Origin of the sequence: Pseudofrankia sp. DC12, assembly GCF_000966285.1 — a bacterium.
GTDB lineage: Bacteria > Actinomycetota > Actinomycetes > Frankiales > Frankiaceae > Pseudofrankia.
This window is the reverse complement of the sequence record NZ_KQ031391.1, coordinates 6,563,432-6,577,746: the sequence shown is the minus strand read 5'-3', so window position 1 is coordinate 6,577,746 and position 14,315 is coordinate 6,563,432. Positions and strand designations below refer to the sequence as shown.

The window sequence follows — 14,315 nt, the reverse complement described above, 5'->3', positions numbered from 1 at the left end:
GATGCCGAGCTCGGAGGTCCAGGCCCAGGCCCAGGTCCAGGCCCAGGTCCAGGTCCTGGCCTGTCCGACCGTCGCCGGCGGCTCGGTCGGCTCGACCGTCCCCGTCGGCGCGGCCTACGCGCCCGGGTCGGTCCTCGACTGGTCCGAGAGCCTCGTGCCCGGCGCCGTCGTCCTCGACGAGCGCGTCGCGCCCAACGCGCCCTGGTCCGGCGTCGTGCGGACCGGCCAGGTGCTGACGATCGTCGACGTGGGCGGCAACCAGTCGGCCGACTGCCTGCTCTACAGCGCCGCCGGCCCCGAGGAGCGCTACAGCGTCCCGGACACCCTGGCCTGGCAGCAGAACGCCTACGTCCGGACCGGCACCGTGCTGCGCAGCAACGAGGGCCGGCCGATGGCGACCGTCGTCGCCAACGAGATCGACCGGCAGGACACGATCGGCGGAGCGTGTTCCAAGGAGTCGAACACGCTGCGCTACGGCCATCACGTGATGTTCCACCATGGCTGCCGGGAGAACTTCCTCGCCGAGGCGTCCCGGCACGGCCTCGGGGTGCGTGACCTGGTCTCCAACCTGAACTGGTTCATGAACGTGCCCGTCGAGGCGGACGGGGCGCTCGGCATCGTCGACGGCCTGTCGGCGCCGGGCCGCCGCGTCGCGTTCCGCGCCGAGATGGACGTCCTGGTCGTGGTCTCCAACTGCCCGCAGATGAACAACCCGTGCAACGACTTCAACCCGACCCCGCTGCGCATGATCGTCGTGGCGCCGGCGTGAGCGCGGAACCGGCGACCGTCCTGGTCGCGAACCGGGGGGAGATCGCGCGGCGGGTGATCCGGACGGCGCGGCGGATGGGGCTGGGCACGGTGGCGGTGTTCTCGGACGCCGACCGGGCCGCGCCACATGTCCGCGAGGCCGACCACGCCGTGCGGCTGGGCCCGGCGCCTGCCCGGGAGTCCTACCTGCGCGCCGACGCCGTCCTCGACGCGGCGCTGCGCCACGGCGCCAGGATCATCCACCCTGGCTACGGCTTCCTCTCGGAGAACGCGGCGTTCGCCCGTGCCGTCGAGGCGGCGGGGCTGCGGTTCGCCGGGCCGACCGCCGACCAGATCGTCGCGTTCGGCGAGAAGCACACGGCGAAGGCGCTGGCGAAGGCCGCCGGGGTCCCGCTGCTCGCCGGCACTGAGCTGCTCGCCAGCGCCGCCGAGGCGGTCGCCGCGGCCGAGACGACCGGGCTGCCGGTGATGGTGAAGGCCACCGGCGGCGGGGGTGGCATCGGCATGCGGGCCTGCTTCACCGTCGGCGAGGTCCGGGAGGCGTTCGCCGCCGTCGAGGCGCTGGCGGCGCAGAACTTCGGCTCGGCCGGGGTTTTCCTGGAGCGGCTGGTCCGCCCGGCTCGTCACGTCGAGGTCCAGGTGTTCGGCGACGGCACGGGCCGGGTCGCGGTGCTGTCGGACCGGGACTGCTCGCTGCAGCGGCGCAACCAGAAGGTCATCGAGGAGGCGCCGGCGCCGGCGCTGCCCGGCCACGTCCGCGAGCTGCTGCACCGCTCGTCGCGCGACCTGCTCGCCTCGGTGGGCTACCGCGGAGCGGGCACCGTCGAGTTCGTCTACGACCCGGTGCGCGAGGAGGCCTCGTTCCTGGAGGTCAACACCCGCCTACAGGTCGAGCACCCGGTCACCGAGGCGGTCCTCGGCGTAGACCTCGTCGAGCTGATGCTCACCCTGGCCAGGGATGGGCGGGTCGACGACACGGTGTTCACCCGGCCCTGGGCGCCGGTCGGCCACGCCGTCGAGGCCCGCGTCTACGCCGAGGACCCGGGGAAGGACGCGCTGCCGTCCGCCGGGCTGGTCACCCGAGCCTTCTTCCCCGGCCAGGAAGCCGCGGAGATCCCGGGGGTCCGGGTCGACGGCTTCGTCGAGACGGGGCTGGAGGTCTCCCCGTTCTACGACCCGCTGCTCGCCAAGGTGATCGCGGTCCAGCCGACCCGGGACGCGGCGCTCGACCTGCTCGGCGCGGCGCTGGACGCCAGCGGGGTTGACGGCATCGTCACCAACCTCGGCCTGCTGCGCGCGCTGACCGACTCCCCCGAGCTGCGCGCGTCGACGCACGCGACGACGACGCTGACCGAGCTGTCCGACCCGGCTCCCCGGATCGACGTGCTCGCGACCGGCCCGCTGACCACGGTCCAGGACCTGCCCGGCCGGCTCGGCTACTGGCACGTCGGGGTACCGCCAAGCGGCCCGTTCGACCCGGTGTCGTTCGCTGAGGCGAACCTCGCCGTCGGCAACCCGCCCGGGGCACCCGGGCTGGAGGTCACCGCCGGCGGGCTGCGCCTGCGGTTCTCGACCGCGTCGACGGTGTGTGTCACAGGCGCGCCCGTGCCACTCACCCTCATCGGCCCGCACTCGGCCACCGGCGACACAGGCCCGCACTCGGCCACCGGCGACACAGGCCCGCACTCGGCCGCCGGGAGCACAGGCATGGACGTGCCGCTGTGGGAGCCGGTCGCGGTGCCGGCGGGCGGGACGCTCGTACTCGGCGCGGCGACCGGGCCCGGGCTGCGCGGCTATCTGGCCGTGCACGGCGGGCTCGACGTGCCCGAGTACCTGGGCAGCGCCTCCACGTTCACCCTCGGCGGGTTCGGCGGCCACGCCGGGCGGGCGCTGCTCGCCGGCGACGTGCTGCGCCCCGGTGCGGCCGAACCGGCCGGTACCCCCGGTCCGACCCCGCCCGACCGGCGTCCGGCGCTGGCCTCACGCTGGGAGATCGGCGTCACCGAGGGACCGCACGCGGCACCGGAGTTCTTCACCCGGGCCGATATCGATGCCCTCTACGCGACCGACTACGAGGTGCACCACAACTCGGCCCGCACCGGCATCCGGCTGATCGGCCCGAAACCGGCCTGGGCGAGGGCCGACGGCGGTGAGGCGGGCCTGCACCCGTCGAACATCCACGACACCGCGTACGCCGTCGGCGCGCTCGACTTCACCGGCGACACGCCGATCATCCTCGGCCCGGACGGGCCGTCGCTGGGTGGCTTCGTCTGCCCCGCCGTGGTCGCGTCCGGCGAGCTGTGGAAGCTCGGCCAGCTGCGCCCCGGCGACACGGTCCGCTTCGTCGCCGTCCGGGAGACCGCGGCCGCGGCGCTGGACGAGCGGCGGGCGTCGCTCACGGTCGCGAGCGACGGCGGGGACGGCGACGACGGCGTGCTCGGCCGCCTCGAGGCCACCGGCACCAGGCCGAGCGTGACCTACCGGCGCGACGGCGACGACAACGTGCTCGTCGAGTACGGCCCGATGACGCTGGACGTCGGGCTGCGGATGCGGGTCCACGCGCTGCGCGAGACGCTGGCCGCACACGCGCCGGCCGGGATCGTCGACGTCACGCCCGGCATCCGGTCGCTGCAGATCCACACCGACGCGTCGGTGCTGCGGGCCCGCGACCTGACCGCGCTGCTGCGCGAGCTGGAGGACGAGGTGCCGGCGACCGAGGCGCTCGTCGTCCCGTCCCGGCGGGTCCGGCTGCCGCTGTCCTGGGACGACCCGGCGACCAGGCTCGCGATCGAGCGGTACATGGCGGGGGTGCGCGCCGACGCGCCCTGGTGCCCGTGGAACATCGAGTTCATCCGGCGGATCAACGGGCTGGGCTCGGTCGACGACGTGTACCGGACCGTGTTCGACGCCCGCTACCTGGTGCTCGGCCTCGGCGATGTATACCTCGGCGCGCCGGTCGCGACCCCGCTGGATCCGCGCCACCGGCTGGTGACGACGAAGTACAACCCGGCGCGTACCTGGACGGCGGAGAACTCGGTCGGCATCGGCGGCGCCTACCTGTGCATCTACGGGATGGAAGGACCGGGCGGATACCAGTTCGTCGGCCGTACCGTGCAGGTGTGGAACCGTTTCCGCCGCCGCGGGATGTTCGCCGAGCACCCGTGGGCGCTGCGCTTCTTCGACCGGATCGAGTGGTACCCGGTGAGCGCGGACGAGCTGCTGGAGCTACGGGCCGAGACCGACGCGGGCCGGGGCGCGTGCGACACCGAGGACGGCACCTTCTCCATCGCCGAGTACAACGCGTTCCTGGCCGCGAACGCGGGCTCGATCGCCGCGTTCCGCGCCACCCAGGCGGCGGCGTTCGAGGCGGAGAAGGAACGCTGGCGGGCCGCCGGCGAGTTCGACCGGCGGGACGAGCCTGTGGTCGCGGCCGGTGCTGACGTCGAGCTGCCTGCGGGCGTGGTCGCGGTCACGGCGCCGTTCACGGCGACCGTCTGGCAGCTGGCCGCCGAGCCGGGCACCCTCGTCGCGGCCGACGAGCCGGTGCTGTCCCTGGAGGCGATGAAGATGGAGACGAAGGTGACCGCGCCGGTGGGCGGAACGCTGTTGGAGATCTACGTCCGCCCGGGTGAGCAGGTCGCCCCCGGCCAGGTCCTCGCGGCGGTCCGCCCGTGAGCCGGGCCTTCCCGGTCGGCTCCGCCGATCGGCCAGGAACCCCGGGAGTGAGCTCGCGGAGTGGACGTCCGAGGGACGAGGATGGCCACGAGCAGGGGTCCCCGTTCGGCGCGGATGCGACGAACGGGGGGGGCGATGAGTGAAGCGACGGAGCGAACCCGAGACGCCGTGAGCGGGTCGACAGCTGGGCCGGTCGCGGGCGGGCCGGGCGTCGGTGGGCCGGGCGTGAAGCCGGTGGAGCGGGTCGAGGCGGCGTTCGCGCGGCTCGCCAAGGTCGACCGGCCGGAGGTGTGGATCAGCCTGCGGGACCGGGACGACGTCCTCGCGGAGGCGGCGGGTATCGACCCGGCGCTGCCCCTCGCCGGGGTCGTGGTGGCGGTCAAGGACAACATCGACGTCGCCGGGCTGCCGACGACCGCGGCGGCCGCGTCCTACTCCTATGAGCCGGCCGCCGACGCGACCTCCGTCGCCCGGCTGCGGGCCGCCGGCGCCATCATGATCGGCAAGACCAACCTGGACCAGTTCGCCACCGGCCTCGTCGGCACCCGCTCCCCCTACGGGGCGGTGCGCAACGCCTGGGACCCGGCCCGGATCTCCGGCGGGTCGTCGTCCGGGTCCGCGGTCGCCGTGGCGCTCGGGATCGTCGACGTGGCGCTCGGTACCGACACGGCCGGCTCGGGCCGGGTACCGGCCGCGCTCAACGGCCTCGTCGGGGTGAAGCCGACGAAGGGCCTCGTCCCGGTGACCGGGGTCGTGCCGGCCTGCTACAGCCTGGACTGCGTCACCGTCTTCGCCCGCGACCTGTCGCTGGCGCGGGCCGTCGCCGAGGTCATGGAGGGGCCGGACCCGGCCGACCCGTGGTCGCGCACCGGCCCGCCGGCCCCGCCCGCACCGGCCCGGCCGCGGGTGGCCGTGCCGACACCCGAGCATCTCGACGGGCTCGCCCCCGGCTGGGGTGAGGCGTTCGCCGCCGCGGTGGCCCGGTTCGCGGCGACCGGCGTCGAGATCATCGAGGTCGACATCGCCCGCCTGCTGGACGCGGCCACGCTGCTCTACGGCGGCGCGTTCGTCGCGGAACGCTACGCCGCCGTCGGCGCCCATCTGGAGGCGCATCCCGAGCTGGTCGGCACCGACCTGGACCCGACCGTCGCCGCGATCATCCTGGGCGGGAAGGCGCGGACCGCCGCCGACTGGGCCGCCGACAGCGCCCGGCTCGCGGCGCTCGGCGCGGCCGGCCGGGCCGCGCTCGACGGCTGCGCCGCGCTGCTCACCCCGACGACGACCTGGCACCCGACTTTCGCACAGGTCGCTGCCGACCCGGTCGGCGCGAACTCCCGGATGGGCCGGTTCACCAACTTCGCGAACCTGCTCGACTACGCGTCGGTCGCGGTCCCGGCCGGGTTCGTCGACGGGCTGCCCTTCGGGGTGATGCTCACCGGGCCGGCCTTCTCCGACCGGACGCTCGCCGGCCTCGCCGAACGGTTCGCGAACCCGGGCCTGGAGCTGTTCGTCGTCGGCGCGCACCTGACCGGGCAGCCGCTCAACGCCCAGCTGGTCGCCGCCGGCGGCACCCTGGTCGGCCCGGTCCGCACCGCGGCCGCCTACCGGCTGCACGCCCTGGAGACTGTGCCCGCGAAGCCCGGCCTCGTGCGGGTCACGCCGGGTGCCGAGGGCGCGAGCGTCGAGGGCGAGCTGTGGCGGCTGCCGGCCGCCGGGCTCGGGACCTTCCTCGCGGCCGTGCCCGGGCCGATGGTGCTCGGTAAGGTCGGCCTGGCCGACGGTCGTGAGGTCACCGGGTTCCTGGTCGAGCCGTTCGCCGTCGCGAGCGCGCCGGACATCAGCGCGCACGGCGGCTGGCGGGCCTACCTCGCAGCGACGGCGGCCGGCTGATGGGCGCGGCGGCGAGGGTGACGGGACAGACGACGACGGCGGCGCGGGCCGGACGGCCGCGGCACCGGCCGCAGTCGGCGAGCGCCGTCCCGGCCCGGGCCCAGATTCTCGACGCGGCGGCGGCGCTGTTCACCGAGCACGGGTTCGCCGCGACGAGCACCCGGATGATCGCCGACAAGGTCGGCATTCGCCAGGCGTCGCTGTACTACCACTTCGCCACCAAGGACGAGCTGCTCGTCGAGCTGCTCTCCACCTCGGTGCGGCCCAGCCTGGACGTGGTCGAGCGGATCGGCACGCTTGCCAGCCAGGTGAGCGCCGCCGCGGCGCTGTACGCGGTCGCGGTCGCCGACGTGCGGACGCTGGTGACGGCCCCGCACAACATCGGCACGCTCTACCTGCTCCCCGAGGCGCAGGGCGACGTGTTCGCCCCGTTCCGCGCGGAACGCCAGGAGCTGCAGGACGCCTACGGCCGGCTCGGCACGGCGGCCGCCACGGCGGCGGTAGCCGCAACGCTCTCCCCGGCCCAGCTCGGCGAACTGCTGATCCAGCTCGTCGAGGTCGTCATCCAGATCCGTCGCACCCGCGAGCCCACCGGCGCCGACGGCACCGCGATCGCGGCGTCCTGCCTGCGCCTGTGCGGCCTGGACGCGCTCACCGTCGACGCCGCCGCGACCGAGGCCCGCACCCTGCTGGCCAGCCTGGGCTGACCGCGCCCACCGCCGAGGCCAGCCGTCGTCCTGACCGCCGTCTACGGCCTCCCATGGTTGCGAAACGGCCGCGCGTACGACCCTCAGAGGGCGCCGGGTAGCCGGCGGGAGTCTCACCCGCCGGCCCCCACAGATCCGGACGTGAGCCTCTCGACTCATCCGGCTCGTGCTGTCCTACCGACCGCCAGCGGTTGCTGCCAGTGCGCGAACAGTCCCGGGTCGCGGCGACGTACCTCCGCGAGGAACCGTAGCGACCGGCGCCACCGCCGTCGGAACCGCCTGTATTTGCGTTGCAGCCATCGCGCCAGGTAGGCGTCGATCAGGCGGAGGGTCGGAGCCAACCGAGACGGTGTAAACGCACCGTAGTAGTTGATCCAACCCCTGATCAGCGGATTGATTCTCGCTGCCAGGTCCTGGAGAGTCCCGGCCGTGCGCCGATGCAACCTCCACCGGCGTATCTGGCGGCGTAGCCGTTTGGCATTCCTGTCGCTGATCGCGGGAGTGAAACCGACGAACAGTGCCCCGTCCCGGCGGCGAACCGTCCGGGCATGGAACGTGTACCCAAGGAAGTCGAAGCCCGTCGGCCCGTCCCAGGGTTTCCTCCGTCCGTCGTCCGCGCAGTAAACGACCTGGGTCTTGGACTCGTTCAGTTCCAAGCCACATTCCGCCAGCCGGCCGCGTATATCCGCCAGCACCCTGCGAGCCTGCTGCTCGCTGGTGCAGTGCACGACCACATCGTCACTGAACCGCTCGAACAGGACACCCGGAAATTCCCGGATCATCCAGGTGTCGAACGCATAGTGAAGATAGATGTTAGCCAGCAATGGTGACACAGGCGACCCCTGCGGGCATCCCCGTGTCCGTTCTTCCCGGGTCCCGTCCGCTCGGACCAGGGGAGCCCTCAGCCAGCGCTCCACATACAGCCCGACCCATCGGGTATCCCAGTCGAGGTGCCGGTGCACCGCCGCCATCAGCTTATCCCACGGCACGCTGTCGAAGAACGCCCGAATATCCAGGTCGATGACCCAGTCGTTCTTCCAGCACCGCGTACGTGCGGCCGCGACCGCGTCCAGCGGCGAGCGCCCTGGCCGGTACCCGTAGGAGTCCCGATGGAACATCGGCTCCACTCGCGGGTCCAGGACCAGCACGGCCACCGTCTGCGCGACCCGATCCGCCACGGTCGGCACCGCCAACACGCGCGAGCCACCCTCCGGCTTCGGTATCACCACCTCACGCAACGGCGACGGGAAGTAGGTACCCGACGACATCCGATTCCACGTCTTGTACAGGTTGTCTTTAAGCCTGCTCTCGAACGTGGCGATCGACGTCCCGTCGACTCCCGCCGCACCCTTGTTGGCCCGGACTCTCCCAAAAGCCTCCACGAACAGCCGCTTGTCAATGTCAAACGGTTTCGGCTGTGACACGCCGACCGGCTCCTCCCGCATCCAACGGTTGACCGACACATTGTCACCGGACAGCCCGCCCCCTTCGCTCCACCCCCATTACAGGAGTCTCCGCGCTACTACGAGGCGGTCCGCCCCTTCCGTTTCCACCTTCGGTACTCTGTCCTCACGGATTCCGCCGCTTGGAGTTCTCCCTCACCCACGCCATACTCGACGCGAGACGTGGCATACGGAAAGTTCCCACGTTCCACACGGAAGCCCGGACCGGGCTCGCGCCACCTGCATGCCGGACGCCGTCTGGGCAGTAGACGGGTAACCCCCAGACTCATCCCGAAGCCGTTTCACTGCCCCGGTTCTGACGCCATCCACATCTTTTCGACACTTCAACGGTGGTTCGCTCGCGCTCGCCTTCCCGGCCCACACCTGACACGATCACCGCCGCGCCTTTTCCGTCACGCTCACGACCCCAGCTGTTCGGCTGACGCCGCTGACGGCGGTTTGTGACCACCACCCGCATGGCGATCACGGAGGGCCAACCTCCATCTCCCGTGCAGCACCCCTCCAAAAGATCACCGTCTACCTCAGATCGGCGTCTCCCTTCGAGTTCGTGGCGCAACAAGACGGCGATCAAGTCTGGCGAAGCCAGCCAGGCAGGCCGGACGGGGCCAACCTCGGGGCCGGAACCAGCCCGTAACCTCGTGGCCCGCACGCGTCGGTCGCCAGGCCAGTTTCCACACCCGAACGCGGATCTTCGACGGCCCCCTGGCCGAAGGAATCGGCAAGATCACCAATCACGTATGGATATTTGGTATCTATCGGGCGGAGGGCGACCGATTCGATACCAGGGCCGCGATCATCGCGCTCGTGAGCGCCACTGACCGCCGATGATCGCCAGCCGGGTGTGAAATTCGGTTGTTCGATGATCCACGGGAGGCGGTTCAGGCCTCGCCCTCAACGGCGGCGCGCCGGGCGGGCCGCTCCTCGGGACTCTCGGTCGCCTCAGCCTCCGGCGCGGTTCGCGGCGACGGAGTCATCGGACTCGGCTGGGCCTGGCCCGACCCGGCGGGCAGCGAGCCGCGCAGGACGGTCCGCACGGCCAGGCCCGCGGCCAGCGCCCAGAAGGCGGCGCCGACGCTCAGCAGCGTCACCCCGCTGCCGGCCACGACGAAGGTCACGACGGCCGGTACCCGGTCGGCCGGTTCGGCCAGGGCGCCGGTCAGCGACGAGGCGAGGGTGGCGAGCAGCGCGAGGCCGGCGAACGCGGCGGTGACGCCCGCGGGTGCCGCGGCCACGACGGTGACCAGCACGGTGGAGCACGCGGCGAGGACCAGGCCGGTGGCGCCGGTGGCCTGCGCGACCAGCCAGCGCCGCCTCGGGTCCGGGTGCGCGTCGGGGCTTGCGGCCATCGCCGCCGTGATCGCCGCCAGGTTGATCGCGTGACCGCCGGCGCAGGCCCCGGCGACGGTGCCGACGCCGGTCACCGTCATCGCCTCCCGCCACGGCGCGGCATACCCGTAGGACGACAGCACCGCGACGCCGGGCACGTTCTGCGATGCCATGGTCACGACGAACAGGGGGATCGCCAGCGACAGCACCGACGCCCAGGTCCAGGTCGGGGCCGTCAGCTCGGCCCGGGGCAGCAGCGGGCCGTGCAGGCCGCCGTGCAGGCCGAGCCAGACGCCGATGGCGGCCACCGTCACGACGAACGCCCCGGGGACGGCCCAGCGCGGCGCGAACCGCAACAGCAGCAGCCAGGCGACGACCACCGGCGCGACGAGCGCCGGCTGCGCCGCCAGGCCGTGCACCGGGGCGAGGCACAGCTCCAGCAGCACCCCGGCGAGCATCGCCTGGGCAATCGGCGTCGGGATCGCGGCGATGAGATCGCCGAGCCGGGGCCAGGCCGCGGTGAGCAGGATGAGCCCGCCGACCAGGAGGAAGGCACCGACCGCGGCGGGCCAGCCGCCGTGGACCGCGCCGGTCGAGGCGAGCAGCGCTGCACCCGGCGTCGACCAGGCGAGCACCACCGGGATCCGGTGGCGGCGCGAAAGCCAGATCGTGCCGAGCGACTGTGTGACCGTGACGGCGAGCAGCCCGGAGGCCGCCTGGCCGGTGGTCGCGCCGACACCACGAAGGCCGGTCAGCACCACCACCGAGGCGCCCAGGAACCCCACGAGTGCCGTGACGACGCCGGCGCTGATCGTGTGCGACAGGCGCTGTTCCATTTACAGAACCCTACCTGACCGTTCTACCGACAGAACGCTGGCTAGGGTGTCGTTCGTGGACTCCGAGGTCGCGGCCGCGGTCGGCGCGCGGCTGCGGGCGACGAGGCAGGCTCGCGACCTGTCGGTCGGCGCTCTCGCGAGCCGGGCCGGCGTCGGCAAGGGGTCGCTCTCGGAGATCGAGAATGGCGTGCGCAACCCCACCCTGGGGACGCTGTACGCGCTGGCCGGGGCGCTCGGGGTGCCGCTCGCGACGCTGCTCGCGGACCGTCCTGGCGTCGAGGTCGCCTCGGAGGGCATCGGCGCTCGGCTGCTGGACGCGACGCGGCACGCCGACGGCACCACCGTCGAGGTGTACCTGCTCCACCTGGACCCGGGTGCCCGCCACCGCTCCCCCGCCCACGGCGCCGGCGTCATCGAGCACCTGCTGGTCACGCACGGCCACGCGCTCGCCGGGCTCCCCGGCCAGGAGAGCGCCGTCGGCCCCGGCGAGACCGCCGTCTGGGAGAGCAGCGCCGAGCACGGCTACACGGTCCTCGGCGACGCTGCCGTCGAGGCCGTCCTGACCATCCGCTCCCCGGCCCGCGACGCCTGAAGGACCGCGGCTCACGGCTCGCCAGCCGTCGCCGCGCCCACGTCCCCAGCCCCGTTCAGGCCCACCGGAAAGCGGTCGACGGCGGCGCTGACGCGTCTATCGTCCCTTCCATGGACAGCGAGGCGGACCGCTGGGAACTCGCGCAGGTCAACATCGCCAGGCTGCTGGAGCCCTTGGAGAGCCCGCGGCTCGCGGGATTCGTCGCAGCCCTCGATCCCGTCAACGCGTTGGCCGACGCCGCGCCGGGATTCCGGTGGCGGCTGCAGGACGACAGCGGCGACGCCACCACGATCCAGGCGTTCGGCTGGGACGCCGGGGCGAGCGCCGGGGTCATCGTGAACCTCACCGTCTGGGCCTCGGTCGAGGCGCTCGCCGCCTTCGCGTTCTCCGGGCACCACCGCGAGGTGATGCGCCGTCGACGGGAGTGGTTCGAGCCGATGGCCGAGGCGTACCTGGCCCTGTGGTGGGTCCCGGCCGGCCACCGGCCGACCACCGCGGAGGCGGAGGAACGCGTCCAGCACCTGCGCGCGCACGGCCCGACGCCGCGGGCCTTCACGCTGCGCGAACAGTTCCCGCCGCCCGGGCGGCCGGACGCCGCTCCCGCGGTCAGCGAGGATTGGAGATGCCCGGCCTGACCCCGATCAGACCGGGCAGCGATCATGGCCGCGGCGGCGGCGAGCGTCAGCCCGTGTAGGGGCGTTCGGCGCGCAGTTCGCGCCGCGCGATGGTGCGGCGGTGGACGGCGTCGGGGCCGTCGACGATGCGCAGCGCGCGGGCCCAGGCGTAGAAGCCGGCCAGCGGGGTGTCGTCGCTGACGCCGGCGGCGCCGAAGACCTCGATGGCCCGGTCGATCACCGCGGTGGCGACGGCGGGCGCGGCGACCTTGATGCCAGCGATCTCGGTGGCGGCGCCGCGGGCGCCGTGGTGGTCGATCAGCCAGGCGGTCTTCAGGACGTAGAGGCGGGCCTGGTCGATCTCGATGCGGGACCGGGCGATCAGCTCCTGGACGACCCCCTGGTCGGCGAGCGTCGACCCGAACGCGGTCCTGCTCTTGGCCCGCTCGACCATCAGCGCCAGCGCCCGCTCGGACATGCCGATCGCGCGCATCGCGTGGTGGATGCGCCCCGGGCCCAGCCGGGCCTGGGAGACCGCGAAACCCTCGCCCTCGCCGGACAGCAGGTTCGCCGCGGGCACCCGGACGTCCTCGAACAGCAGCTCGGAGTGGCCGTGCTGGTCCTGGTAGCCGAACACCGGCAGATGCCGCACGATCGTCAGGCCCGGGGTGTCGCGCGGGACGAGGATCATCGACTGCTGGCGGTGCGGGGCCGCCTCCGGGTTCGTCCGGCCCATCACGATGAAGATCTCGCAGCGCTCGTCGGCGACGCCGGTGATCCACCATTTGCGGCCGTTGATGACGTAGTCGTCGCCGTCGCGGACGATCGAGGTCTGGATGTTCGTCGCGTCCGAGGAGGCCACGGCCGGCTCGGTCATCGCGAACGCGGACCGGATGCGGCCGTCCTTCAGCGGCTCCAGCCAGCGCAGCTTCTGCTCGGCCGTGCCGAACAGCTCGAACGTCTCCATGTTGCCGGTGTCCGGGGCCTGGCAGTTGATCGCCTCCGGGGCGATGACCGGCGACCAGCCGGTGATCTCCGCCACCGACGCGTACTCGACGTTCGAGAGCCCGGACCAGGACTTCATGAAGAGGTTCCACAGGCCGCGCTTCTGCGCCGAGGCCTTGAGCTCCTCCATGACCGGCGGGTAGGCGTGCTCGCCGTGCTCGCGCAGGTAGCTGTTCCACACCGGCTCGGCGGGGAACACCTCCTCGCGCATGAAGTCCCACATCCGTGCACAGGTGTCCGCGGCCTGCGCCGACAGTCCGAAGTCCACGCTCATCCCTTCCAGTGGTCGAGGCCCTCGGCGGCGAGCCGCTCGGCCTCGCCGGACAGGTCACCGAAATCCTGCCCGGCCATCACCCCGGCGGCCGCCCGCGCGTAGACGCCCTGCACGATCGCGGCGAACTTGAAGTGCGCGTAGGCCACGTAAGCGGCCAGGTCGGCGAGGTCCGCGTTGCTGCGCAGCGCGTACCGCTCGGTGATATGAGCCCGGCCCGGGAAACCGTTCTGCGCCGTCACGGCGGGAATCAGCAGGGGGGACTTCTCGCCTGCCTCGGTCCAGTAGAACAGCAGCGTTCCGAGGTCGGCGAGCGGATCGCCGAGCGTCGAGAGCTCCCAGTCGAGCACCGCGCCCACCCGGCTCGGGTCGACCGGGTCCATGAGCACGTTGTCGAGCCGGTAGTCGCCGTGCACGATCGACGGCCGCGCCGGCTCGGCGAACGGGTACGCCGCGAGCCGGCGGCCCAGCTCGTCCATCGCCGGCGCGGGCCTGGTCCTGGCCGCCTCGAACTGGCGGGACCAGGTGCGGACCTGGCGGCCCATGAAGCCGGTCGGGCGGCCGTAGCCGCCGAGACCGATCGCGTACGCGTCGACGGCGTGCAGGTCGGCCAGCGTGTCGATCAGCGCGTCGGTCAGCGCGGTCCGGCCGGCTGCGTCCTCGGCGTACCCGTCCGGCAGGACGTCCCGGATCGCGTAGCCGTCGATCTTCGCCATGACGTAGAACGGCACGCCCAGCGGGCCCGTCTCGTCGCTGGAGTAGAGGACCCTGGCCACCGGGACGTCCGTCTCGGCGAGCGCCGCCTGTACCCGGGCCTCCCGGCCCATGTCGTGGGCGCCACGCAGGAGGTGCCCGGACGGCGGCCGGCGCAGCACGACCGACCCCGCGGCACAGGCCAGCTCGAAGGTCAGGTTCGACTTCCCGCCCGAGATCAGCCGGACCTCCGGAGCCCGCCACGCCTCGTCGCTGAGGATGTCGGCCAGCACCGGGCCGACCAGGTCGGGCCGCGTCAGGTCGTCGAACTCGCCCACCATCCACCTCACTACCGCACACTGGGCCGGACTACCGCATGTTGGGCTGGCCCCACCATCCACCGCAGGCCATGCAACCGGCCACCGCGGCCATGCAACCGGCTCGGTCAGCAGGATCGTGCCGGCTTCCGCCGCAA

Annotated in this window: 10 protein-coding genes; 6 read left to right on the top strand and 4 right to left on the bottom strand. The window is 72.9% G+C overall.

What is annotated here, in order from left to right; genetic code table 11:
- Nucleotide 1 precedes the first annotated feature (1 nt).
- The 4 genes from FRADC12_RS26640 to FRADC12_RS26625 all read left to right on the top strand — a co-directional run bounded on the left by FRADC12_RS26640 (nt 2) and on the right by FRADC12_RS26625 (nt 7,040).
- Nucleotides 2–769, top strand: coding sequence for an urea amidolyase associated protein UAAP2 (locus FRADC12_RS26640; protein WP_232304062.1), 768 nt, complete (start codon nt 2–4; stop codon nt 767–769).
- Nucleotides 766–4,443, top strand: coding sequence for an ATP-binding protein (locus FRADC12_RS26635; RefSeq protein ID WP_045878676.1), 3,678 nt, complete (start codon nt 766–768; stop codon nt 4,441–4,443). Before FRADC12_RS26640 ends, FRADC12_RS26635 begins: the two co-directional genes overlap by 4 nt.
- A 135-nt stretch (nt 4,444–4,578) precedes the next feature.
- The gene (locus tag FRADC12_RS26630; RefSeq protein WP_232304061.1) at nt 4,579–6,333 is read left to right on the top strand and encodes an allophanate hydrolase; all 1,755 of its coding nucleotides are present in this window, start codon (nt 4,579–4,581) and stop codon (nt 6,331–6,333) included.
- Between the two features lie 17 nt (nt 6,334–6,350).
- Nucleotides 6,351–7,040: a TetR/AcrR family transcriptional regulator gene (locus tag FRADC12_RS26625; protein ID WP_232304060.1), complete on the top strand. Its 690-nt coding sequence runs from the start codon at nt 6,351–6,353 to the stop codon at nt 7,038–7,040.
- 155 nt (nt 7,041–7,195) lie between these two features.
- Here the strand turns inward: FRADC12_RS26625 and ltrA are convergent, their stop codons facing one another.
- Together ltrA and FRADC12_RS26615 are read right to left on the bottom strand one after the other, a co-directional pair.
- Nucleotides 7,196–8,464 (bottom strand): group II intron reverse transcriptase/maturase, encoded by a 1,269-nt coding sequence (ltrA, locus tag FRADC12_RS26620; protein ID WP_232303511.1) that lies wholly within the window; start codon nt 8,462–8,464, stop codon nt 7,196–7,198.
- A 917-nt stretch (nt 8,465–9,381) separates the two neighbouring features.
- Nucleotides 9,382–10,665, bottom strand: a complete 1,284-nt coding sequence (locus FRADC12_RS26615; protein ID WP_045878673.1) for a benzoate/H(+) symporter BenE family transporter — start codon at nt 10,663–10,665, stop codon at nt 9,382–9,384.
- 55 nt (nt 10,666–10,720) lie between these two features.
- Between FRADC12_RS26615 and FRADC12_RS26610 the strand changes: the two genes are divergently transcribed.
- Entirely contained in the window at nt 10,721–11,257 is a 537-nt protein-coding gene (locus FRADC12_RS26610; RefSeq protein WP_045880279.1) for a helix-turn-helix domain-containing protein, read from the top strand.
- Between the two features lie 110 nt (nt 11,258–11,367).
- On the top strand, nt 11,368–11,892 hold the full coding sequence (locus FRADC12_RS26605; RefSeq protein ID WP_045878672.1) for a DUF3291 domain-containing protein: 525 nt from the start codon (nt 11,368–11,370) through the stop codon (nt 11,890–11,892).
- A gap of 46 nt (nt 11,893–11,938) precedes the next feature.
- On the opposite strand, the gene FRADC12_RS26600 is transcribed toward FRADC12_RS26605, so the two are convergent.
- Both FRADC12_RS26600 and FRADC12_RS26595 read right to left on the bottom strand, forming a co-directional pair.
- Nucleotides 11,939–13,150, bottom strand: a complete 1,212-nt coding sequence (locus FRADC12_RS26600; protein ID WP_157489062.1) for an acyl-CoA dehydrogenase family protein — start codon at nt 13,148–13,150, stop codon at nt 11,939–11,941.
- On the bottom strand, nt 13,147–14,181 hold the full coding sequence (locus FRADC12_RS26595; RefSeq protein WP_045878670.1) for a phosphotransferase family protein: 1,035 nt from the start codon (nt 14,179–14,181) through the stop codon (nt 13,147–13,149). The genes FRADC12_RS26600 and FRADC12_RS26595 overlap by 4 nt, the downstream gene beginning before the upstream one ends.
- Between the last annotated feature and the right edge of the window lie 134 nt (nt 14,182–14,315).